This is a genomic window from Flavobacterium proteolyticum, assembly GCF_015223105.1.
Taxonomy (GTDB): domain Bacteria; phylum Bacteroidota; class Bacteroidia; order Flavobacteriales; family Flavobacteriaceae; genus Flavobacterium; species Flavobacterium proteolyticum.
This window is the reverse complement of record NZ_JADFTZ010000007.1, coordinates 67,661-88,613: the sequence shown is the minus strand read 5'-3', so window position 1 is coordinate 88,613 and position 20,953 is coordinate 67,661. Positions and strand designations below refer to the sequence as shown.

At 32.2% G+C, this 20,953-nt stretch carries 23 protein-coding genes; 13 read left to right on the top strand and 10 right to left on the bottom strand.

What is annotated here, in order from left to right; all coding sequences use genetic code 11:
- Positions 1–99: 99 nt before the first annotated feature.
- From IM755_RS12215 to IM755_RS12200, 4 genes are read right to left on the bottom strand one after another with little or no spacing between them, the layout of a single operon-like run.
- Positions 100–1,947, bottom strand: coding sequence for an ABC transporter ATP-binding protein (locus IM755_RS12215; RefSeq protein WP_194097274.1), 1,848 nt, complete (start codon positions 1,945–1,947; stop codon positions 100–102).
- Positions 1,948–3,675, bottom strand: coding sequence for a phospho-sugar mutase (locus IM755_RS12210; protein WP_194097272.1), 1,728 nt, complete (start codon positions 3,673–3,675; stop codon positions 1,948–1,950). It abuts the gene before it with no gap.
- A gap of 40 nt (positions 3,676–3,715) precedes the next feature.
- On the bottom strand, positions 3,716–4,657 hold the full coding sequence (locus IM755_RS12205) for a glycosyltransferase family 2 protein (protein ID WP_194097270.1): 942 nt from the start codon (positions 4,655–4,657) through the stop codon (positions 3,716–3,718).
- Positions 4,658–4,661: 4 nt separating this feature from the next.
- On the bottom strand, positions 4,662–5,189 hold the full coding sequence (locus IM755_RS12200) for a DUF4199 domain-containing protein (RefSeq protein ID WP_194097268.1): 528 nt from the start codon (positions 5,187–5,189) through the stop codon (positions 4,662–4,664).
- 228 nt (positions 5,190–5,417) lie between these two features.
- Between IM755_RS12200 and IM755_RS12195 the strand changes: the two genes are divergently transcribed.
- The 4 genes from IM755_RS12195 (at position 5,418) to mtaB (ending at position 9,212) form a co-directional block, all read left to right on the top strand.
- A complete protein-coding gene (locus IM755_RS12195; RefSeq protein ID WP_194097266.1) occupies positions 5,418–5,669 on the top strand; it encodes a type B 50S ribosomal protein L31 in 252 nt (83 codons plus the stop codon).
- Between the two features lie 118 nt (positions 5,670–5,787).
- Positions 5,788–6,963 carry a GlmU family protein gene (locus IM755_RS12190; RefSeq protein ID WP_194097264.1) on the top strand — a complete coding sequence of 392 codons (1,176 nt, stop codon included), beginning with the start codon at positions 5,788–5,790 and terminating at the stop codon, positions 6,961–6,963.
- A gap of 14 nt (positions 6,964–6,977) precedes the next feature.
- The gene (locus IM755_RS12185) at positions 6,978–7,766 is read left to right on the top strand and encodes a hypothetical protein (protein ID WP_194097262.1); all 789 of its coding nucleotides are present in this window, start codon (positions 6,978–6,980) and stop codon (positions 7,764–7,766) included.
- A gap of 117 nt (positions 7,767–7,883) precedes the next feature.
- Positions 7,884–9,212 carry a tRNA (N(6)-L-threonylcarbamoyladenosine(37)-C(2))-methylthiotransferase MtaB gene (gene mtaB, locus IM755_RS12180; protein ID WP_194097260.1) on the top strand — a complete coding sequence of 443 codons (1,329 nt, stop codon included), beginning with the start codon at positions 7,884–7,886 and terminating at the stop codon, positions 9,210–9,212.
- Between the two features lie 40 nt (positions 9,213–9,252).
- Here the strand turns inward: mtaB and IM755_RS12175 are convergent, their stop codons facing one another.
- Entirely contained in the window at positions 9,253–9,534 is a 282-nt protein-coding gene (locus IM755_RS12175; protein WP_194097258.1) for an N-acetyltransferase, read from the bottom strand.
- Between the two features lie 52 nt (positions 9,535–9,586).
- On the opposite strand from IM755_RS12175, the gene IM755_RS12170 reads away from it, so the two are divergent.
- Genes IM755_RS12170 through IM755_RS12160 form a run of 3 tightly spaced genes read left to right on the top strand, consistent with a single transcriptional unit; the run spans position 9,587 to position 11,518 of the window.
- Positions 9,587–10,249, top strand: a complete 663-nt coding sequence (locus tag IM755_RS12170; RefSeq protein WP_194097256.1) for a YqiA/YcfP family alpha/beta fold hydrolase — start codon at positions 9,587–9,589, stop codon at positions 10,247–10,249.
- A 2-nt stretch (positions 10,250–10,251) separates the two neighbouring features.
- Positions 10,252–11,142 carry a lytic transglycosylase domain-containing protein gene (locus tag IM755_RS12165; protein ID WP_194097254.1) on the top strand — a complete coding sequence of 297 codons (891 nt, stop codon included), beginning with the start codon at positions 10,252–10,254 and terminating at the stop codon, positions 11,140–11,142.
- Positions 11,143–11,149: 7 nt separating this feature from the next.
- Positions 11,150–11,518, top strand: a complete 369-nt coding sequence (locus IM755_RS12160) for a sulfite exporter TauE/SafE family protein (protein WP_194097362.1) — start codon at positions 11,150–11,152, stop codon at positions 11,516–11,518.
- A gap of 416 nt (positions 11,519–11,934) precedes the next feature.
- Here IM755_RS12160 and IM755_RS12155 read toward each other — a convergent pair whose 3' ends face one another.
- The gene (locus IM755_RS12155; RefSeq protein WP_194097252.1) at positions 11,935–12,450 is read right to left on the bottom strand and encodes a DUF2892 domain-containing protein; all 516 of its coding nucleotides are present in this window, start codon (positions 12,448–12,450) and stop codon (positions 11,935–11,937) included.
- 167 nt (positions 12,451–12,617) lie between these two features.
- On the opposite strand from IM755_RS12155, the gene rpmH reads away from it, so the two are divergent.
- Positions 12,618–12,779: a 50S ribosomal protein L34 gene (rpmH, locus tag IM755_RS12150; protein ID WP_007136275.1), complete on the top strand. Its 162-nt coding sequence runs from the start codon at positions 12,618–12,620 to the stop codon at positions 12,777–12,779.
- 173 nt (positions 12,780–12,952) lie between these two features.
- Positions 12,953–15,808, top strand: coding sequence for a carbamoyl-phosphate synthase large subunit (gene carB / locus IM755_RS12145; RefSeq protein WP_194097250.1), 2,856 nt, complete (start codon positions 12,953–12,955; stop codon positions 15,806–15,808).
- Positions 15,809–16,013: 205 nt separating this feature from the next.
- Here carB and IM755_RS12140 read toward each other — a convergent pair whose 3' ends face one another.
- The 4 genes from IM755_RS12140 to IM755_RS12125 form a co-directional block, all read right to left on the bottom strand.
- On the bottom strand, positions 16,014–16,484 hold the full coding sequence (locus IM755_RS12140) for a hypothetical protein (RefSeq protein WP_194097241.1): 471 nt from the start codon (positions 16,482–16,484) through the stop codon (positions 16,014–16,016).
- Between the two features lie 180 nt (positions 16,485–16,664).
- Positions 16,665–17,339, bottom strand: coding sequence for a hypothetical protein (locus IM755_RS12135; RefSeq protein WP_194097239.1), 675 nt, complete (start codon positions 17,337–17,339; stop codon positions 16,665–16,667).
- 42 nt (positions 17,340–17,381) lie between these two features.
- The gene (locus IM755_RS12130; RefSeq protein WP_194097237.1) at positions 17,382–17,921 is read right to left on the bottom strand and encodes a YceI family protein; all 540 of its coding nucleotides are present in this window, start codon (positions 17,919–17,921) and stop codon (positions 17,382–17,384) included.
- 15 nt (positions 17,922–17,936) lie between these two features.
- Entirely contained in the window at positions 17,937–18,290 is a 354-nt protein-coding gene (locus IM755_RS12125) for a cytochrome c (RefSeq protein ID WP_228063944.1), read from the bottom strand.
- 100 nt (positions 18,291–18,390) lie between these two features.
- On the opposite strand from IM755_RS12125, the gene IM755_RS12120 reads away from it, so the two are divergent.
- The 4 genes from IM755_RS12120 to IM755_RS12105 are packed head-to-tail and all read left to right on the top strand — an operon-like array spanning position 18,391 to position 20,900.
- Positions 18,391–18,714 (top strand): hypothetical protein, encoded by a 324-nt coding sequence (locus IM755_RS12120; protein ID WP_194097233.1) that lies wholly within the window; start codon positions 18,391–18,393, stop codon positions 18,712–18,714.
- A 10-nt stretch (positions 18,715–18,724) separates the two neighbouring features.
- A complete protein-coding gene (locus IM755_RS12115; protein WP_194097231.1) occupies positions 18,725–19,240 on the top strand; it encodes an ankyrin repeat domain-containing protein in 516 nt (171 codons plus the stop codon).
- Positions 19,241–19,243: 3 nt separating this feature from the next.
- Positions 19,244–20,011, top strand: a complete 768-nt coding sequence (locus tag IM755_RS12110) for a DOMON domain-containing protein (RefSeq protein ID WP_194097229.1) — start codon at positions 19,244–19,246, stop codon at positions 20,009–20,011.
- A 10-nt stretch (positions 20,012–20,021) separates the two neighbouring features.
- Positions 20,022–20,900 (top strand): DUF5777 family beta-barrel protein, encoded by an 879-nt coding sequence (locus IM755_RS12105; RefSeq protein WP_194097227.1) that lies wholly within the window; start codon positions 20,022–20,024, stop codon positions 20,898–20,900.
- The last annotated feature ends 53 nt before the right edge of the window (positions 20,901–20,953 follow it).

The following is a 20,953-nucleotide window of genomic DNA, read 5'->3' as shown; positions in this document are numbered from 1 at the left end:
AATTATAAATTTAGGAACACAGATTTAAGAAATTTACATAATCTAAAAAATCTTAAATGCGATTCATTTTTCAGACACCCAACTTCCAACACCCAACTTTTACTCGAAACTCTGCATCATCACTAACTTCGAATACGTTCCGTTTAAAGCTAATAATTCGTCATGTGTTCCTTGCTCTACGATTTCACCTTTTTGCATTACGACAATCTTATCTGCTTTTTGAATCGTAGATAAACGGTGGGCAATAACAATTGACGTTCTATTTTGCATCATGTTTTCTAATGCCACTTGAACGAATTTTTCACTTTCGGTATCTAAAGCAGAAGTTGCTTCATCTAAAATCATAATTGGTGGATTTTTCAAAACGGCTCTCGCAATCGATAAGCGTTGTTTTTGTCCACCTGAAAGTTTTCCTCCAGCATCTCCAATATTGGTTTCAATTCCGTTAGGTAAATCTTTTACGAATTCGTAAGCATTAGCTACTTTTAAAGCGGCAATGATTTCTTCATCCGTTGCGTCTTGTTTTCCTAATAGAATATTATTTTTAATCGTATCGTTAAATAAAATCGAATCCTGAGTAACCAATCCCATTAAATGACGTAACGATTCTAACGTCATATCTTTAATGTCGATACCGTCTATTTTTACACTTCCTTCTTGAACATCATAAAAACGAGTTAATAAATTCGCAATCGTACTTTTACCAGAACCCGATTGTCCTACTAAAGCGACTGTTTTTCCTTTTGGAACTTCTAATGAGAAGTTATTTAATACGTTTTCTTCTTCATATTTAAAGTTGATGTTTTCAATTGTAATTGAAGAATCGAAAGAATTTTTTACAACTGCATTTTCTTTATCAGTAATGGTATTTTCAACTTCTAAAACGTCAAAAACGCGTTCGGCAGCAGCCAATCCGCTTTTTACTTGATAGGAAGCTTTAGAAATTGCTTTTGCTGGGGTTAGAATATTGTAGGCTAATCCCATGTAAGCAATAAATTTAGAACCTTCAAGTAGGGGAGAACCATCGGCAAATGTTTCTACCAAAACCATATTTCCTCCATACCAAAGTAAAATAGCAATTACAACGATACCCATGAATTCACTCATAGGTGAAGAGAGGTTGTTTTTTCTTCCAATACTGTTGGTTAGTCTGTAAAGCCTTTGTATTGAGCTATTGAATTTGTTGGTAAAAGTGCCCTCAGCATTGTAACTTTTTACGACTTTTAATCCGCCTAAAGTTTCCTCTACAACTGAAATTAAATAACCATTCTCATCTTGCGCTTTTTTTGATTTTGCTTTTAAACTTTTACCGATTTTTGAAATAATAAATCCAGAAATAGGAATGAAAACAAATACAAATAACGTAAGTTTAACACTTATGGCAATCATGGCACCAATAGTAAATACTATTGTCATTGGTTCTTTGATTACCAATTCTAATATGTTAAAAAAAGAGTTTTTCACTTCATTAACATCACCTAACATTCTAGCCATCATGTCACCTTTTCTTTTTTCGGAATAATAAGAAATGGGAAGACTAATTATTTTATCAAACATCTTATTTCTCAAATCTCTTAAAACACCATTTTTTAAAAGCATTAAGTGATTGAGTGCAAGATAGTTGAAAATGTTTTTTAACAAAAATGTTGTAATAATAATAGAAACTACTAGCAATAAGGCGTATTGAGCACCACTTTCATTAGTTAATTTGGTAATATAATAATATAAGTAATCATTTCCGAAGCTAGTGATATCCCAAATAGAAGTCAGTTTTGGCTCTTCAACTATTTTTTCAGCGTCTTTAAACAAAACGTCCAACATCGGAATTAACGCAATAAAAGATAGTGTACTAAAAAGAGCGTACAGGATATTATAGATAATATTCATTACAACATCTTTCTTGTACTTCAGGGCAAACGGAATTATTTTCTTTAAATTTTCGTCCATTTAGTTTAATTTCATTGCCGAAATAATTCCTGCAATTTTGTTATCTAATTCTTTTTCTACTGATTCAGCGTTTTCAATCGTATCTAAAACTCCATTTACGCTGAAATAGAATTTGATTTTTGGTTCGGTTCCACTTGGTCTTGCACAGATTTTACTTCCGTCTTCCAAATAGTAAATTAATACGTTTGATTTTGGAACATGAATTTCAAATTCTTCATTGTTCATAAAATCTTTTCCTTTTGATGCTTGATAATCTTCTATGCAAATTACACGTTGTCCGTTGATTTCCTTCATTGGATTTTCGCGTAAATCGATCATCATTTGTTTAATTTCGTTTGCACCTTCAATTCCTTTTTTGGTAATCGAAATCAAATGTTCTTTGTAGAAGCCAAAATCAATATATAAATTCAATAATTCTTGATATAATGAACTTCCTGAAGCTTTAGCTTGTGCAGCAATTTCACTTACTAATAAAATAGCGGCAACTGCATCTTTATCACGAACAGCATCTCCGACCATGAAACCAAAACTTTCTTCACCACCACCAATAAATTTCTGATTTGGGAAATCTTTAATGAATTTTGCAATCCATTTAAAACCTGTTAATCCTACTTTACATTCTACGTCATAAGCTGCTGCTAATTCCAACATCATTGGAGTAGAAACAATAGTCGAACCAATGAATTCATTTCCTTTGAATTTATCAGCGCGTTTCCATTGTTCTAATAAGAAAGCGGTCATGATAACCATCGTTTGGTTTCCATTCAATAATTTGATTTTCCCATCTAAATCACGAACTGCAACGCCTAAACGGTCAGAATCTGGATCAGTTCCAACAACCATATCGGCACCAATTTTCTCTGCCAAAGCAATTGCCATCGACAATGCTTCTGGTTCTTCAGGATTTGGAGAAACTACCGTTGGGAAATCTCCATTAGGTTCTGCTTGTTCTGGAACAATATTTACATCGGTATAACCCGCTTTTGCTAAAACGTTTGGAATTGCTTTAATCGAAGTTCCGTGCAAAGAAGTATAAACGATTTTTAAATTAGCTTTAGCATCGGCTGGCGTGTTAAAACTTGCATTTTCAACGGTTGATTTTGCGAAAGCTTCGTCAACTTCAGTATCGATATATTCAATTAAATCGTTATTTGCTTCGAATTTAATATCGCTGTATTTTAAATCTTCGATTACTTTTATGATTTCAGCATCTTGAGGAGGTACCAATTGTCCGCCATCTTGCCAATATACTTTGTATCCGTTATATTCTGGTGGATTGTGAGATGCAGTTAATACAATTCCTGCATGGCAATTCAAATGACGAACTGCAAATGATAATTCAGGAGTTGGGCGCATATCTGAAAACAAATACACTTTAATTCCGTTTGCCGAAAAAACATCTGCAACTACTTTAGCTAAAGTATTGCTGTTATGGCGACAATCGTAAGCAATCGCTACTTTTAATTGTTCGTTTGGAAACGATTTGTGTAAATAATCCGATAATCCTTGCGTGTTTTTACCTAATGTATATTTGTTGATACGATTCGTTCCAACACCCATAACACCGCGCATTCCTCCCGTTCCAAACTCTAGATTTTTATAGAAACTTTCTTCTAACTCTTTTGGAGCCGAAGTCATCATTTCTTCGATAGCGTTTCGAGTTGCTTCGTCAAATGTTGGGGTTAACCACTCGTTTACTTTGTTTAAAATACTTTGTTCGATATGCATATTCTGTATGTTTTGAGAGAACTATTGTTTTCTCACAATATTATAGTACTTCTGAAATCTTATAACGTTCTTCGTTGTTTTTGGTTCTTAGGATGATTTCACCTAAAAATCCAGCTAAAAATAATTGTGTTCCAATTAACATCGCAGTTAATGATAAATAAAATTGTGGTCTTTCGGTAATTAATCTTCCTGTAGTGTTGATGAATAATTTGTCGATTCCTAAATAGAAAGCGAATAAAAATCCAATGATAAACATTATAGAACCTAATAATCCAAAAAGGTGCATTGGTCGCTTACCAAAGGTTGAAAGAAACCAAATCGTAATCAAATCTAAGAAGCCATTAATAAAACGGCTCATTCCAAATTTAGAACTTCCGTATTTTCTAGCTTGATGAATCACGACTTTTTCACCGATTTTTCCAAATCCAGCATTTTTTGCTAAAACTGGAATATAACGGTGCATTTCACCTGAAACTTCAATGTTTTTGATAACAATATTTTTATAGGCTTTTAATCCACAATTGAAATCATTCAATTTAACGCCTGAAGTTTTTCGAGCGGCCCAATTGAATAATTTAGAAGGAATGTTTTTCGCTACAACCGAATCATAACGTTTTTTCTTCCATCCCGAAATTAAATCATAATTATCTTCTTTAATTAAACGAAATAATTCTGGAATTTCATCTGGACTATCTTGTAAATCGGCATCCATGGTAATAACGACATCACCTTGTGCTTTGGCAAAACCAGCATGTAAAGCTTGCGATTTCCCATAATTTCTAAGAAAACGGATTCCTTTTACATTCGGATTTTCGTGCGATAATTTTTCGATAACATTCCAAGAAGCATCGGTACTACCATCATCAATAAATAGGATTTCGTAGGAATAGTTATGCGCTTGCATCACTTTCACAATCCAATTGTGTAATTCGGGTAACGATTCTTGTTCGTTTAATAATGGGATAACTATGGATAAATTCATTTATTTAGAATACAGGTTTGTCTTTTTTGAAGATAGCAGCTAAAATGGCACCAAATATGGCAGAGCCAACAATACTCCATATACTTCCTTTTAGTTGTTCAATAGTTGAAAATTGATTATAATCTTTCATTTTATCAACAGTTTCTTTTATAGCAGAGGTTGGTGTTCCAAATTTCTCCAGCATTTGAACAGTTGACTCAAGTGTTAGTTCTTTTAAACGAATTGCCGCTTCTGGATCAATTACATTGAAAAGTAAAATATTATAAATAACGGAAATTGCAATACCAATTAGTGCTGAAATAAAATAAGTGGTAAAGCCTTCTTTGAAACTCATGTAGCCACCTAAATCTTTTTTAGTTTTAACTAATAAAACACAACCTATAATTATGTATAGTGCCAAAATTGAGAGACCTAACCACCATTTTGTCATTAAAGATAAATCAACAATGTAAATAGAAGTTGTAATCAATACACTTAATACTCCAGTAATGATACCAAAGGTAATTCCGTTTTTTTTGATAATTTCGTTCATAGTTTGTTTTGGTTTAATTAATTTACAAATATAAGAATTCTAATCGTTGTAGGATAAGAGTTAAAAAATAAAAAAAAGTTACAGAAACATTGGTAAATTAAAAATTAAATGTAATTTTGCACTCTCAAATAAAAAAGTTTATAAACCAAAAGGTTATAAATTGTTTACACCTTTATAGGAATAAAGCCGCGAAACAAATTATAATCGCTTAATAAAAAGATTTACAAAATGAAAAAAGGTATTCACCCAGAAAATTACAGATTAGTTGCATTTAAAGACATGTCAAATGAAGATGTTTTTATCACTAAATCTACAGTAGAAACTAAAGAAACTATTACTCACGAAGGTGTTGAGTATCCAGTTTTCAAAATGGAGATTTCTAGAACGTCTCACCCTTTTTACACAGGTAAATCTAAACTTATTGATACTGCAGGTCGTATTGATAAATTCAACAGCAAATACGCTAAAAAAGTTAAATAATTTTTTGCTTTTTCAAAATAGAAGAAAGCTTCACTTAGGTGAGGCTTTTTTTATTGCCTAAATCTTCCTACTTTTGAGTATTGTTTTAAACAATTTATCACTTTAACAATTCAACACAATGAACTATATACTTTTTGATGGAACGGTTCGCAATGCGTTACTTCCGTTTACTTTTACACGTCCAGTAGCAGATATTCGTATTGGAATTTTAACCATTCGTGAAAAGTGGGAAAAATATTTAGGTTACACCACTACAACGCTTACCGAAGAATATTTGATGGAGAAATATCCAATGGTAGAAATGGAACAAAACATCATGATTAACGCTTCGTTTTTACCCAATCCGATATTAATTGATATGGTTCAAAATCTTAATCCAAAAGAAGCGATTCTTTTTGGAGAAGAAATTATCGCTTTTCATACGCATAATACGCAAGAAGATATTGATTTTGATGAATATGAATTAATTGAATACGAAGGTGACGTTTTGCGAATTGAAAATACTTGGGATATTTTTGCAAAGAATGATGCGGCTATTCGTGAAGATTTTGAATTACTTACAGAAGATAGATTTTCTCAACCAATTCCAAAAAGCGTCAACGTAATAGCACCAGAAAATATCTTTATTGAAGAAGGAGCAAAGCTAGAATTCGTAACCTTAAACGCCTCTACAGGCCCAATTTACATTGGTAAAAATGCCGAAATCATGGAAGGTTCGGTTATTCGTGGACCATTTGCGTTGTGTGAAGAAGCGCAAGTAAAATTAGCGACAAAAGTGTACGGTGCAACAACTGTTGGACCACATTGTCGTATTGGTGGCGAAGTGAATAACTCGGTTTTATTCGGTTATTCAAATAAAGGTCATGATGGATTTTTAGGAAATTCCGTTTTAGGAGAATGGTGTAACATTGGTGCCGATTCGAATAATTCTAATTTAAAAAACAACTACGAAGAAGTGCGCTTGTGGAGTTATGAAACCGAAGGTTTTGCTCGTACAGGTTTACAATTCTGCGGATTAATGATGGGAGATCACAGTAAATGTGGTATCAACACAATGTTTAATACAGGAACGGTTGTTGGAGTTTCAACGAATATTTTTGGATCTGGATTTCCAAGAAATTTTGTACCAAGTTTCTCATGGGGTGGCGCTTCAGGATTCACCACTTACATCACTAAAAAAGCTTTCGAAACCGCTAAAATTGTAATGAGTCGCCGTCATGTAGAATTCACAGAACAAGACGCAAAAATTTTAGAGCATGTTTTTGAAGAGACAAAGAAGTATAGAAAAGAATAATTTTATTTTAAAAAATGTTTAAATTAAAAAAAATCGAAAAGTTAATACTTGTGGGTAGAATCATGGTTTTTTATGGTTCGATTTTTTTGTTTATTTCACTTTCTATATTGATTAATTTAATGTTAGATAACTGGGTAATTTCAATATTAATTTCATTCTTTGGAGCGATTATATATTATCTATTATCCTCTACTTATTGGATTGTTAATAGTATTGAAAAAGTAGTTAATGGACATGAATTAATCGAACATGGTTTGTTTTATGGAGTGATTATAAAGGTTTATAAAAGTGATCAATTAAACTTGTTATTTCTAACAAATGAGTTAAGAGATAAGTGGGAATTGGTTGAAAAAAATCTTCAAAATCAACCGAAAGAATATTATAAAAATTTAGAAGTAGGAGATAGAGTTGTAATTTATCCAAATTTAAAACTTATATATTTTTTGGTATTAATTTTTTTATCAATTTCAATTACAGGAATTTATTTTGGAATACATGAAAAAAAGAATCTATTAATTTTTCTTGGTGTTTTCTTTCTTTTTTTTGGTTTCTTTTTCTTAAACCTAAAAACAAATAAAAATCTCAAGCTAATATTAGATAATGATGGAATTATGGTTGATGGAGAAGTTAAATATTTATGGGCTAAAATTTCGAATGAAAAACTTAAAATTTTATCAAAAAGTATTTGTTTGAATTTTGATTATAATAATAAACAGACAAATTTAGATTTGGAATTTTACAATATAAAGCCATTTCAATTATTAATTCTTGTTAAACATTTTAAAAGTAAACAAATTCATTAGTTTTAAAAGTTTTTTGTAAAAGAGAAATAGATATCAATGAAATTGTAATTTTCAACATTAACACTATCTTTGCACTCTCAATTTTTTGACAACGATTTCATTAATTGAGTTTTACTTATGGAAAACAAGAAAAAAGTCGCGTTCTACACTTTAGGATGCAAATTAAACTTCTCAGAAACGTCTACTATTGCACGTGATTTTCAAAATGAAGGTTTTGAACGTGTTGATTTCGAGGAAATTGCTGATATTTATGTAATTAATACCTGTTCGGTTACCGATAATGCCGATAAACAATTCAAGCAAATTGTTAAAAAAGCAATGAAGCTGAATGATAAAGCATTTGTAGCAGCGGTTGGTTGTTATGCCCAATTAAAACCAGAAGAATTAGCTGCGATTGATGGAGTAGATTTGGTTCTAGGTGCCACAGAAAAATTCAAAATCACCGATTATATTAATGACTTGTCGAAAAACGACATGGGTGAAGTCCATTCATGCGAAATCGAAGAAGCCGATTTTTATGTAGGAAGTTATTCAATTGGTGATAGAACTCGTGCGTTTTTAAAAGTGCAAGACGGTTGCGATTATAAATGTACCTATTGTACGATTCCATTAGCTCGAGGAATTTCTAGAAGTGATGCATTGGAAAATGTATTGAAAAACGCTAAAGAAATTTCAGAACAAGGAATCAAAGAGATTGTTTTAACTGGTGTAAATATTGGCGATTACGGAAAAGGAGAATTCGGAAATAAAAAGCATGAACACACTTTCTTAGATTTAGTAAAAGCCTTAGATGAAGTAGAAGGCATCGAGCGTTTGCGAATTTCTTCTATCGAACCTAATCTATTGAAAAACGAAACGATTGAATTCGTATCACAAAGTCGAACATTCGTTCCGCATTTTCATATTCCATTGCAATCGGGTTCTAATGATATTTTGAAGAAAATGAAACGTCGTTATTTGCGCGAAGTCTACACCGAACGTGTTGCTAAAATTCGTGAAGTAATGCCTCATGCTTGCATTGGTGTCGATGTTATTGTTGGATTTCCAGGAGAAACGGATGAGCATTTTTTAGAAACGTATCATTTCTTAAATGATTTAGATATTTCGTATTTACACGTGTTTACTTATTCGGAAAGAGATAACACTGAAGCTGTTGATATGGATGGAGTAGTGCCAATGAACGTACGTTCGAAAAGAAGTAAAATGTTACGCGGACTTTCAGTTAAGAAAAGAAGAGCGTTTTATGAAAGTCAAATTGGAACCAACAGAACGGTTTTATTCGAAAGTGAAAACAAGGAAGGTTACATTCACGGTTTTACAGAAAATTACGTAAAAGTAAAAACACCTTGGAATCCAGAATTAGTCAATACGTTGCACGAAATTAATCTAACCAAGATTGATGAAGACGGAAGTGTAAGAATGGAATTCCTAAACGTAGAAGCATAAAAAAATCCCAAGTCTATTAAACTTGGGATTTTTCTTAGAATTAAATCTTAATTCCAGGAGGCAACATTTCTTGAAATTTTCGATTCTTTCTAAAGAAACTGATAAATTTTGCATGCGTTGGAACGACTTTTAATTTTCGTTCTTGTGCCAATTCTAAAACTGTTTTTATAAATTCGTTGTGCAACTCTTCATCTTCGTTATTATTGCTGCAAAATTTAGTCAAAAACAACTTGCGTTCTTGAATAGAATATTCGATTGAAACCAATCCAGTTTCGGTAATAATTTCAAATTGTCTTAAAAGTTCATTATCTTTGATTTCCATGATGCCTTTCAATTAAGGTGCAAATTTACGAAACTTTTTTAAAATAATGGTAATGAGTAAGATTCCAGTTTATTTTATGCCTGGCTTGGCTGCAAGTCCTACAATTTTCGAAAATATAAAATTACCAGAAGACCAGTTTGAAATGCATTTTTTGGAATGGTTTTTGCCTCATGAAAAAGAAAGTATCGAAAGTTATGCACTTCGAATGATCGAGAAAATTCAGCATGAAAATCCGGTTTTAGTTGGAGTTTCTTTTGGTGGCGTTTTGGTTCAGGAAATGGCGAAGCAAATGAAAGTTCGTAAAGTAATTATCATTTCAAGTGTAAAATCCAATACCGAATTTCCTCCGCGTTTTAAAGTAGCGAAAGCGACAAAAGCATATAAGTTAATTCCAACCCAACTTTTGGCTGATATTGAAAAATTGGTTAAATATGCATTTGGAGATAACATTGTAGCGAAACGATTGAAGTTGTATGAAAAGTATTTATCGGTTCGTGATAAGCACTATTTGGATTGGGCTATTGAAACCATTTTGTGTTGGAAACAAAAAGAAATTAACGAATCCGTAATTCATATTCACGGTGATGCGGATGAGGTTTTTCCAATCAAAAACATCGAAAAATGTATTGTGCTAAAAGGCGGAACTCACATTATGATAGTTAATAAATTCAAGTGGTTGAATGAAAATTTACCTAAATTAATTTTAAACGAATAAAAATGAAAAAGCATATGAAGAAGATAATGATTTTAGGAGCGGTTGCTGTATTGGCAAGTTTCCTAATTTATGGAGTAGTTTCAGATGATACGAAATATTCACCTGTAGGTTATAGTTTGAAAATGGACTTTTCAGGTGAAGAAGTGCCAACATTTATGGCAGATGTTCAAGAACGTTTGGATAAAGAAATGATTACCAATATGAATTATCATACGAATACGACTTTGGTTATTAAACGTGCGAATAAAGTATTTCCAATAATTGAACCGATTCTTGCAAAATACGGAGTTCCAGATGATTTTAAATATTTAGCGGTAATTGAAAGTAGTTTGGTGAATGCGGTTTCTCCAGCAGGAGCTAGAGGTGTTTGGCAATTTATGCCAGCAACTGCTAAAGAAAAAGGAATGGAAGTAAGTGATGAGGTCGATGAACGTTATCATTTAGAAAAATCTACGGAAGCAGCTTGTAAATATTTATTAGGCGCCAAAGAAAAATTTGGTTCTTGGACATTAGCCGCAGCTTCATATAATGGTGGAATGAATGGAATTTTTAAAAAAATGGAAGAGCAACAAGTTGATAATTATTACGATTTGTTGTTAACCGAAGAAACATCACGTTATGTTTTTAGAATTTTAGCTTTGAAAGAAATCATGAAAAATTCAGACAAGTATGGTTTTTCAATACCAAAAGAAGCTTTGTATTATACTATTCCAACCAAAAAAATAGTAATTGATTCTTCGATTACCGATTTAGCAAAGTTTGCCAAAACGCAAGGTGTGAATTACAAGATTTTAAAAATCCACAATCCTTGGTTACGCGATAAAAAACTTACTAACAATTCAAGAAAAAAATATGAAATCGAAATCCCAACTTCAGGATATCATAAAGAATAAGCGCCCGATGGATATTCAAATTGTTTTATCTTTAGTTTTAATCGGTGTTTTAGCTGGAATCCTGAGTGGATTAGTTGGAGTAGGAGGTGGTGTAATTATGGTACCATTGTTGGTTTTGCTTTTAGGGTTCAATCAACATCAAGCTCAAGGAACTAGTTTGGCGGTTTTAGTTGTTCCAGTTACAGCAGTTGCTGTTTACACGTATCATAAAGAAGGTTTTATCGATTGGAGATATGTGGGAATAATAGCTTTGTTCTTTGTCATTGGAGGTTATTTTGGAAGTAAAATAGCTGTTAGTTTAGATCAAAAAATGCTAAAAAAAGTATTTGGTTTTATTCTTTTGTTAATTGCTGGTAAAATGCTACTTGGTAAATAAAAACCACACAGAAAATAAATTTTGAGTTAGTGGTAGAGTAGAATTTTTTTGAGACTCAAAAGTTTATTTTTCTGTATGAATTTTTAACATTACGCTTTGTGTTTTCTTCTGGAAACTAAATTTCTAAGAGTATGAACATTTTTTACGGACTAAAAAACCACTATAACTTTTAATCTTTTCATGTTTATTTAGTAGATTTTTTAAAAGTTGGAATTTCCCCTTTTCCATCTTTTATAATAAATCTTCTCATAAAAATTATAGTGGATATTTAATTTTAGGGGGATTTTTATTTTTACTTAGCTAAACTATTAAAAAGAGATATTCAAAGCTAAAAAACTCGTCAAACGAAAAGATAACTCGATAAAAAAACAAAAAAGCACCTAAAAAGGTGCTTTTGAATATTGAAAATGAAATAGTTACATTTTTTTCATTTGTTCTTTCATCATTTTAATCTGATCTTTCAACATATTTTGTTTGTCTAATTTCTTAGCTTCATTCAATAAGTTGGTAGCTTCCATTTTTCTTCTTCTTGTCATGGCAATACCTGCTAATTGTAATTTGGCTAAAGCTAAATCTTGGTCCATCGATAGCCCTAAAGCAATTGCTTTTTTGAAATATTTTTCAGCTTCGATTAAATTAGTTTGAGAAACCATTAAGCCGTGTAAGTAGTTAAAATACCCTTGTTGTTTTTGAACTAAAGCCGCTTCAGGATTCTTTATATAGGATAACCATTTTTGAGCTCCTGGAAAATCTTGCTTTCTTAATTTTAAAAAAGCTAATAAAATGAATTCATTTTTGAAATATAGGAAAATAAAAATGGTAGAAAATAAGATTAAAAAGATACCATTACCAATGTTATTTTCTGTGAATTGATAGATTCCGAAAGCAATAACTAAAGCTGCTAAAACTAATTTGATATTTTTGTGAAACATGTCGTATTTATTTGTTGTGTGCAAAGGTAATAAAATCAATTAAAAATATTTTTAAAAAAGTATTTGCGAATGAAAAAAGTCTTTGTATATTTGCACTCGGTTTTCAGGATAGGAAACCTATGAGTTTTAAAAAAGATTTTTATTTATAGATTTTAAAAGATACTACAATGAGTAAGAGAACGTTTCAACCATCAAAAAGAAAAAGAAGAAATAAGCACGGTTTCATGGATAGAATGGCTTCTGCAAATGGAAGAAAAGTGCTTGCTCGTAGAAGAGCTAAAGGAAGACATAAGTTAACTGTTTCTTGCGAACCAAGACACAAGAAATAATGTTTTAGCTTAAAACAATATATCAGCCGTTACTTTTATTAGTAGCGGCTTTTTTTTAAACTGTTTATAAAATTTGAATAAGTTTTAAAGTGCTTTTTAGTGCAACCCTTTGAAAATTAGTAATTTTATAATCGCAATATAACTACAACCCACAACAACAAAACAACAACACAATGCCTAAAGACACCACAATCAAATCGGTTTTAATTATTGGATCTGGACCTATTGTTATTGGTCAAGCTTGCGAATTTGACTACGCAGGTTCACAATCAGCTCGTTCATTAAAAGAAGAAGGGATTGAAGTTATCTTAATTAACTCTAATCCAGCAACCATTATGACCGACCCATCGATGGCGGATCATGTTTATTTAAAACCACTTACCACAAAATCAATCATCGAAATCTTAAAAGCGCATCCGCAAATTGATGCAGTTTTACCAACAATGGGTGGACAAACCGCGCTTAATTTAGCAATTGAAGCAGATGAAAAAGGGATTTGGAAAGATTTCAACGTAAGATTAATTGGTGTAGATATCAATGCCATCAACATTACAGAAGATAGAGAGCAATTCAAAAACTTACTAAACAAAATCGGAATTCCGCAAGCGCCTGCAAAAACGGCTAATTCTTTCTTACAAGGAAAAGAAATTGCTCAGGAATTTGGGTTTCCATTGGTAATCCGTCCTTCGTTTACTTTAGGAGGAACTGGAGCAGCAATTGTTTACAAAAAAGAAGATTTTGATGGCGCTTTAACTTACGGTTTAGAAGCTTCTCCAATTCACGAAGTCTTGATTGATAAAGCTTTAATGGGTTGGAAAGAATACGAATTAGAATTATTACGCGATAGCAACGACAATGTGGTAATCATCTGTACTATCGAAAATATGGATCCAATGGGAATTCATACTGGAGATTCGATTACAGTAGCACCAGCGATGACATTATCAGATACAACGTTCCAAAAAATGCGTGATATGGCGATTTTAATGATGCGCTCTATCGGAAATTTTGCTGGAGGTTGTAACGTACAATTTGCGGTTTCGCCTGATGATAAAGAAGATATTGTAGCAATTGAAATCAATCCTCGTGTATCACGTTCTTCGGCATTAGCTTCAAAAGCAACGGGATATCCAATTGCAAAAATCGCAACGAAATTAGCTTTAGGATATAACTTAGACGAATTACAAAACCAAATTACAAAATCAACTTCGGCTTTATTTGAGCCAACATTAGATTATGTAATCGTGAAAATACCAAGATGGAACTTCGATAAGTTTGAAGGTTCTGATAGAACATTAGGGCTTCAAATGAAATCGGTAGGAGAAGTAATGGGAATTGGACGTTCGTTCCAAGAAGCGCTTCATAAAGCTACTCAGTCGTTAGAAATCAAGCGTAACGGGTTAGGAGCAGACGGGAAAGGTTATAAGAACTACGAACAAATCATCGAAAAATTAACTTTCGCGAGTTGGGACAGAGTTTTCGTAATTTATGATGCTATTGCGATGGGAATTCCGTTGAGCAGAATTCACGAGATTACAAAAATCGACATGTGGTTCTTGAAACAATATGAAGAATTATTCCATTTAGAAAGAGAAATTTCGAATTACAAAGTAGATACGTTACCAAGAGAATTGCTGTTAGAAGCAAAACAAAAGGGGTACGGCGACCGCCAAATTGCGCACATGATGGGTTGTTTGGAAAGCCAAGTACACAAATTGCGTGACGAACAAAATATTAAACGTGTTTACAAACTAGTAGATACTTGTGCTGCAGAATTTAAAGCAGTTACACCTTATTTCTACTCGACTTTTGAAGCCGAAATTGAAAAATCAGACGGAACTAAATATGTTCACAACGAAAGTATTGTCACCGATAAGAAAAAAGTAGTGGTTTTAGGTTCGGGACCAAATAGAATTGGTCAAGGAATTGAGTTCGATTATTCTTGTGTTCACGGAGTTTTAGCAGCGAAAGAATGTGGTTACGAAACCATCATGATTAACTGTAATCCGGAAACGGTTTCTACCGATTTTGATACGGCAGATAAATTGTATTTCGAGCCTGTTTTTTGGGAACATATTTACGATATCATCCAACACGAAAAACCAGAAGGCGTAATCGTTCAGTTAGGTGGTCAAACAGCATTAAAATTAGCTGAAAAATTAGCAAAATACGGAATCAAAATTTTAGGAACTTCATTCGATGCTTTAGATTTAGCCGAAGACAGAGGGCGTTTCTCGGATTTATTAACCGAATTAAACATTCCATTTCCTAAGTTTGGAATTGCTGAAAGTGCTGAAGAAGCATCAAAATTAGCGGATTCGTTAGACTTTCCATTATTAGTGCGTCCTTCGTATGTATTGGGTGGACAAGGAATGAAAATCGTCATCAACAAACAAGAATTAGAAGAACATGTAATTGATTTATTAAAATCGATTCCTGGAAATAAATTATTGTTAGATCATTATTTAGATGGCGCTATCGAAGCAGAAGCAGATGCAATTTGTGATGCCGATGGGAATGTGTACATCATAGGAATTATGGAGCATATCGAACCTTGTGGAGTGCACTCGGGAGATAGTAATGCAACATTGCCTCCGTTTAACTTGGGTGAATTTGTAATGCAACAAATCAAAGATCACACCAAAAAAATTGCCACGGCTTTAAAAACGGTTGGGTTAATCAATATCCAATTTGCGATTAAAGATGACACGGTTTATATTATCGAAGCCAATCCAAGAGCTTCTCGTACTGTTCCGTTTATTGCAAAAGCGTATGGTGAACCGTATGTGAATTACGCAACAAAAGTAATGTTGGGTCACAATAAAGTAACTGATTTTACTTTCAAACCACAGTTAAAAGGATATGCGATTAAGCAACCGGTTTTCTCTTTCAGTAAGTTTCCAAATGTAAACAAAGCATTAGGACCAGAAATGAAATCAACTGGAGAAAGCATCTTGTTTATCGATGATTTAAAAGACGATCAATTCTACGACTTGTATTCAAGAAGAAAAATGTACTTAACGAAATAATACTAAAAATCCCAATCGAAAGATTGGGATTTTTTTATACTTTAAAAATGGCGAGTAGCCATAAACAGTTTTTAGCGTCCCGTGGCTTAGCTAAGTTTGGGAGATTCATTCCCGAACAATTCCATTATGACTAAAGCCAAATATACAAAAAGATCCTTTCGTTAAATCCTCAAGCCCAAATTTCGTAAAATCATTTTGTACCCTGTTAGTTATATTTTATATAATAAGTGTTGATTTCTCCTTCTAATGCTTCTTTCCTTTCTTTTGGGTCTCTAATAATTCCTCTATCATCTGCTGTAACTAAATAATATCCTTCTTCGGTGATTTTCAAATCGAAAATTAATCTTGTCTCATTATTTATGATTCCTAATCTTAATTCCCAAACTTCTCCATTTTCTAATTTTATTAATTGTTGAGAATCTTTATTATGATAATATCCATCTGTGTAATCTATGTAATAAAATTTTATTACAGTTTCTTTTGTTTCTATTCCATTGACCAAATTATAAAAATGAATTTCATTACCTAAAATTTTTAAGTATTTACCAAAATTCAAAAAAGTACTTTTGTCATATACTTTTTCTAATTTCCATTTACCATCAATATTCTTTTGAAAATTATTTTGAGAATAAATATTAATTGTACTAAATAATATTATTACGGAGATTTTTTTCATAAGTTTTGGTTTAATAGTGTACAACTTGTTTATATGTCTGACAAGCTTCAGTGTAGTCTTGTTTCAAAAATAATAAAAAAATCTTACAAAAAATCAAAAGATTTTCTACATCATCAGATGGTAACAAACAAAAAAAACACCGATTTCTCAGTGCTTTCTTACATTATAAAAGAGTTTGTATTACATACCGCCCATTTGTTTTTGGAATTCTTCCATTGTTACTTTTGTAAAGCCTTCGCCAACTTTAAATGCATCTGCAGGAATTTCTTTTGAAAATTTTGTAGCGGTCATAATCATGTCACCTTGTGCTGTTTGAACCGTCATTTCTAAAGGATAACCTACTAATTTAACTTTAGCTTCTGGAGATGCAGGAGCTTGTGGAGCAATTGCTTCAGTAACATAGAACGTACTTTTTGTACCATCGTTCATTGTGATAGTTGCTTTGTAGCATTTAAAACCTACAATTTCCTTAGTATCTTTCTTGTCGTAAACGATTTCTTTAGCATCATCTAAATTACTAAGACTGTTAGAGTTTTTTACAGCTTCTTCTCCTACATCGGTAATTTCGTATTTCATTCCCATTACTTCCATAGTCATTTTAGCATCTTTTTTATTTGCAGTAGGTACAATGGTTTTCATCAACATCATTCCGCCCATCATACTCATGTCGGTTGCTTGTGTTTTTTCATCAAAATGAACAGTTATAGTGCTTTCTCCCATAGCTGCCATTTCTTCGCTTGCGCCTGGCATTGTCATGTTATAAGTTACAGAACCTTTTTTTAATTGTGTTTGTGCATTAGCTGTAATTCCTACAAATAACAACGCTGTTAATGCAATTTGTGTGATTTTTTTCATGTGAGTTTTTTGTTTGTATAATAATGTAAATATAATAAAATACTATTTCAATACAAATTCAAATCGGACATTTACTTTCTTGGTAACTTTTTTACTCACCACACTTGGAATTTCAATGTCAAAATCATCTGTATTGACGATAAAGTCAGATACAATTTCTATGCCATCTTTTCCTTTTTTAATTTTTGCGATTATTGAAATGTCTTTTGCTTTTCCGTGCAGTTCTAATTTTCCTTTTATGGTATAATTGGTTGCTATTGTAGTAATCTTAGAAAGGTCGAAATTTTCTATTTTCCCTTTAAAAGTCGCTTTAGGGAATTTATCGCTTTCCACATAATTCTCGTTAAAATGTTCTTCCATTAGCGCCACCTTAAATCGGAACCCTTTTAATAAGGCAAGTGAAGCAATTTCGCCAGTTTTGGTATTAATCACACAAGAAACACCTGAATTTTTTGCTTTTACTTCTTCAAATGAAGGAACAGATGCCTCAAAAGTGATAGTTCCGCTTTTGGTGATTAATTTGTCTTGAGCAATTGAGAATTGGGTTATTAAAAGTAAAATCCAAAATAGTTTTGTTTTCATAAGTATAAGATTTAGTTATTGAGGAAAATTGGCATTTTGCCATTCTATAATTATGTTGATGTCGTTTTGCGATAACCTTGGCCCTCCTAACGGCATGGCTCCAGAAGTTCCTTCAGTTCTTGAAATTCGGTCAATTAAATTATTTAAAACCGAAGCCTTTACATTCTCGTATGTAGTAAGAGAATTTGGTGCTCCAAAGTTGGTAGGGTTACCATGGCAATTCAAACAATTGTTTTCAATAATGGGTCTTACATTGTTTTGGTAGCTTACGGTTGTTGGAATTTCAGTTTCAGTTAAATCTGAAATACTGTCTTCGGTACAACTTATCGTTGTAAATAACAAGACGAACATGGTGAATTTTTGTATCATTTTTTTCATTTTAAATATATTAGTTATGACTAGAAAATTTAAATTACTTATTGGTTCTGTATTTGGATTATTTTTATCTATAATCACTTTATATTTTTATATGTATCAGTCTCATCGCGATATAGCATCAGAGAATGTGGCTTTTGAAACAAGTGTAAGCGAATTATCGCAACGATTCATTAATAATCCTGATTCTTCTACAGTTACTTATGCTGACCAAACAATTTCTATATACGGAAATGTTACTGCATTGGATTTAAAACAAAACAGCATTACCCTTGATGATAAGCTAATAGCTTCATTAACTAAAGAAGAAATTGAAAAGTTGAAAAATGGTGATTTGGTAAAATTGAAAGGTAGATTTATTGGATATGATGAACTTTTCGAAGAATTAAGAATGGATCAATGTATTGTAGAAGATTAATACTTATAAGATGAAAAAATATTTTTTAATAACCCTTTTGATTACTTCAATTTCAAATTTTGCGCAAGTGTCTATTTTTGATGTAGCTAGAAAAGGAACAGTTGCGCAAATGAATGCGATTTTATCCAATGCGCCAGAATTAATGGAAACCATCACTCCTCAAGGTTTTACGCCATTGATATTAGCTTGTTATAACGGAAATGTAGCAGTAGCTTCTTTTTTAATTCAACATAAGGCCGATGTAAATTTTAATAGCTCCAATGGAACAGCTCTAATGGCAGCTGTTGTAAAAAATGATAAAACACTTACCTTGTTATTGTTAGAAGCTAAAGCTAACGTCGATTTGCAAGACAAAAACGGATTTACAGCATTGCATTATGCTATTCAATTTAGAAATTATGAAATGATTGCTCTTTTAATGCAGTTTCATGCTAATTCAAACATAAAAGATAATTCAGGTATGTCAGCAATTGATTATGCTTTAAAACTAAAAGATGAACAAATTCAACAACTATTAAATTTATAAATTATGAAAAAAATTACACTATTATTTTATTTGTTATCTAGTTGCTACATTGCCGCTCAAGGCTATTCAACAGGAACTATAAATCTAAACTCTACAGCGGGAGTAGCAATGACCGCGAAAATCGATGTTGCAACTAATGTCACTTTACGTTTAACCGGACCTTCAGATCGTTGGTTTGCATTAGGTTTTGGTGCTGTTTCTATGACTGCTGGTACCGATGTGGTGGTTTGTCATGCTAATACAACAACATTATCTTCATTTGATAGATATTTAACTGGGTTTTCAGCTCCCGTAAACGATGGAACTCAACATTGGACTATTACTTCAAATACTGTTAGTGGAACAGTGAGAACAATTGTTGCAACTAGAGCTTTAAATACGGGAGATGCTAATGATTATGTGTTTTCTTCTACACCAAATAGTATTAACTTAATTTGGGCTTATGGAAGTACTGCTAATAGTTATTCTTTGACGTATCATGGAGGTAGAGGTGTTGCATCGGCTAATTTTACGTTAGGTTCTGAAGATGTTTTATTAGCTCAATTTAAGATGTATCCTAATCCCTCAAATGATTTCATTACAATCGAATTACCTAACAGAATTTCATCTGCAGAAGTTTTTATTCATGATTATTTAGGTAGAGTTGTAATAAAGGAAAGCATAGATGTCACAAGTTCAAAAATTGTAACATCCAATTTACAAAAAGGAACGTATATAGTAAAAGTTGCTTCTGAGAATGAATTCGCAACAAAAGTACTAATCGTTGATTAAAATTAATTTTATGAAAAAACTAATCTTATTTTCCTTTTTGTTTCCCTTTTTAGGATTTGCTCAAGATGATTTGTTAAACGAAATTGATTCTATTCCGCAAAATCAGAAAGTTGAATCGGCATTTAAATCGTTAAAAATTGTGAATTTAGAATCAACAAAATTAGCAGCTAAAGGCGATTTTTACTTCATTGTAGCACATCGTTTTGGATTTGTGAATAATGGGTTTGATGATTTTTTTGGATTGGACAATGCCAATACCCAGTTGAAGTTTTTGTACGGAGTAAACGATTGGTTAACCGTTCATGTTTCGAGAAGTGGTTTTCAGAAAACGTATGATGCTGCAGTTAAATATCGTTTATTTGCTCAAGGTGAGAATAATTTTCCGGTAACAATAGTTGGATTTAATAGTATTGCCGTTAATTCGGAATTAAAAAAGGAAAATTATCCTAATTTAAAATTCGAAAATCGTTTAGGATATGTCACTCAACTTTTAATTTCGCGTAAATTTTCAGAAAAGTTATCCTTAGAATTAGCTCCAACAGTTTTCCATGAAAATACATTACGTGATATTTTAGATGAAAATAATATGGTTATTTCTCCAAATCCTCAAGACAATACACAATATGCCATTGGAATAGGAGGACGTTATAAATTAACCAAACGTTGGTCGTTCAATGTAGATTATGCCGCTCATTTAAACAGAGCTAATGAATCTATTTACAAGAATCCATTATCAGTAGGTTTCGATTTGGAAACAGGAGGCCATGTTTTTCAAATGCATTTTACTAACTCGACTGCAATGCATGAAACCGGATATTTAGGGCAAACCGTAGGCGATTGGACTAAAGGCGAATTTGGTTTCGGATTTAATTTAGTGAGAGTGTTTTAAATAAAGCAATAAAAAAAGCTGATTCTTAAACTTGAATCAGCTTTTTTTATTGA

Coding starts and splice junctions, on each gene's coding strand:
- rpmH (WP_007136275.1), top strand. CDS start 12,618: ATGAGTAAGAGAACGTTTCAACCATCAAAAAGAAAAAGAAGAAATAAG.
- IM755_RS12120 (WP_194097233.1), top strand. CDS start 18,391: ATGTATCAGTCTCATCGCGATATAGCATCAGAGAATGTGGCTTTTGAA.
- IM755_RS12115 (WP_194097231.1), top strand. CDS start 18,725: ATGAAAAAATATTTTTTAATAACCCTTTTGATTACTTCAATTTCAAAT.
- IM755_RS12170 (WP_194097256.1), top strand. CDS start 9,587: ATGAGTAAGATTCCAGTTTATTTTATGCCTGGCTTGGCTGCAAGTCCT.
- IM755_RS12110 (WP_194097229.1), top strand. CDS start 19,244: ATGAAAAAAATTACACTATTATTTTATTTGTTATCTAGTTGCTACATT.
- IM755_RS12190 (WP_194097264.1), top strand. CDS start 5,788: ATGAACTATATACTTTTTGATGGAACGGTTCGCAATGCGTTACTTCCG.
- IM755_RS12140 (WP_194097241.1), bottom strand. CDS start 16,484: ATGAAAAAAATCTCCGTAATAATATTATTTAGTACAATTAATATTTAT.
- IM755_RS12215 (WP_194097274.1), bottom strand. CDS start 1,947: ATGGACGAAAATTTAAAGAAAATAATTCCGTTTGCCCTGAAGTACAAG.
- IM755_RS12165 (WP_194097254.1), top strand. CDS start 10,252: ATGAAAAAGCATATGAAGAAGATAATGATTTTAGGAGCGGTTGCTGTA.
- IM755_RS12200 (WP_194097268.1), bottom strand. CDS start 5,189: ATGAACGAAATTATCAAAAAAAACGGAATTACCTTTGGTATCATTACT.
- IM755_RS12185 (WP_194097262.1), top strand. CDS start 6,978: ATGTTTAAATTAAAAAAAATCGAAAAGTTAATACTTGTGGGTAGAATC.
- IM755_RS12125 (WP_228063944.1), bottom strand. CDS start 18,290: ATGATACAAAAATTCACCATGTTCGTCTTGTTATTTACAACGATAAGT.
- carB (WP_194097250.1), top strand. CDS start 12,953: ATGCCTAAAGACACCACAATCAAATCGGTTTTAATTATTGGATCTGGA.
- mtaB (WP_194097260.1), top strand. CDS start 7,884: ATGGAAAACAAGAAAAAAGTCGCGTTCTACACTTTAGGATGCAAATTA.
- IM755_RS12155 (WP_194097252.1), bottom strand. CDS start 12,450: ATGTTTCACAAAAATATCAAATTAGTTTTAGCAGCTTTAGTTATTGCT.
- IM755_RS12210 (WP_194097272.1), bottom strand. CDS start 3,675: ATGCATATCGAACAAAGTATTTTAAACAAAGTAAACGAGTGGTTAACC.
- IM755_RS12195 (WP_194097266.1), top strand. CDS start 5,418: ATGAAAAAAGGTATTCACCCAGAAAATTACAGATTAGTTGCATTTAAA.
- IM755_RS12135 (WP_194097239.1), bottom strand. CDS start 17,339: ATGAAAAAAATCACACAAATTGCATTAACAGCGTTGTTATTTGTAGGA.
- IM755_RS12205 (WP_194097270.1), bottom strand. CDS start 4,657: ATGAATTTATCCATAGTTATCCCATTATTAAACGAACAAGAATCGTTA.
- IM755_RS12160 (WP_194097362.1), top strand. CDS start 11,150: ATGGATATTCAAATTGTTTTATCTTTAGTTTTAATCGGTGTTTTAGCT.
- IM755_RS12130 (WP_194097237.1), bottom strand. CDS start 17,921: ATGAAAACAAAACTATTTTGGATTTTACTTTTAATAACCCAATTCTCA.
- IM755_RS12105 (WP_194097227.1), top strand. CDS start 20,022: ATGAAAAAACTAATCTTATTTTCCTTTTTGTTTCCCTTTTTAGGATTT.
- IM755_RS12175 (WP_194097258.1), bottom strand. CDS start 9,534: ATGGAAATCAAAGATAATGAACTTTTAAGACAATTTGAAATTATTACC.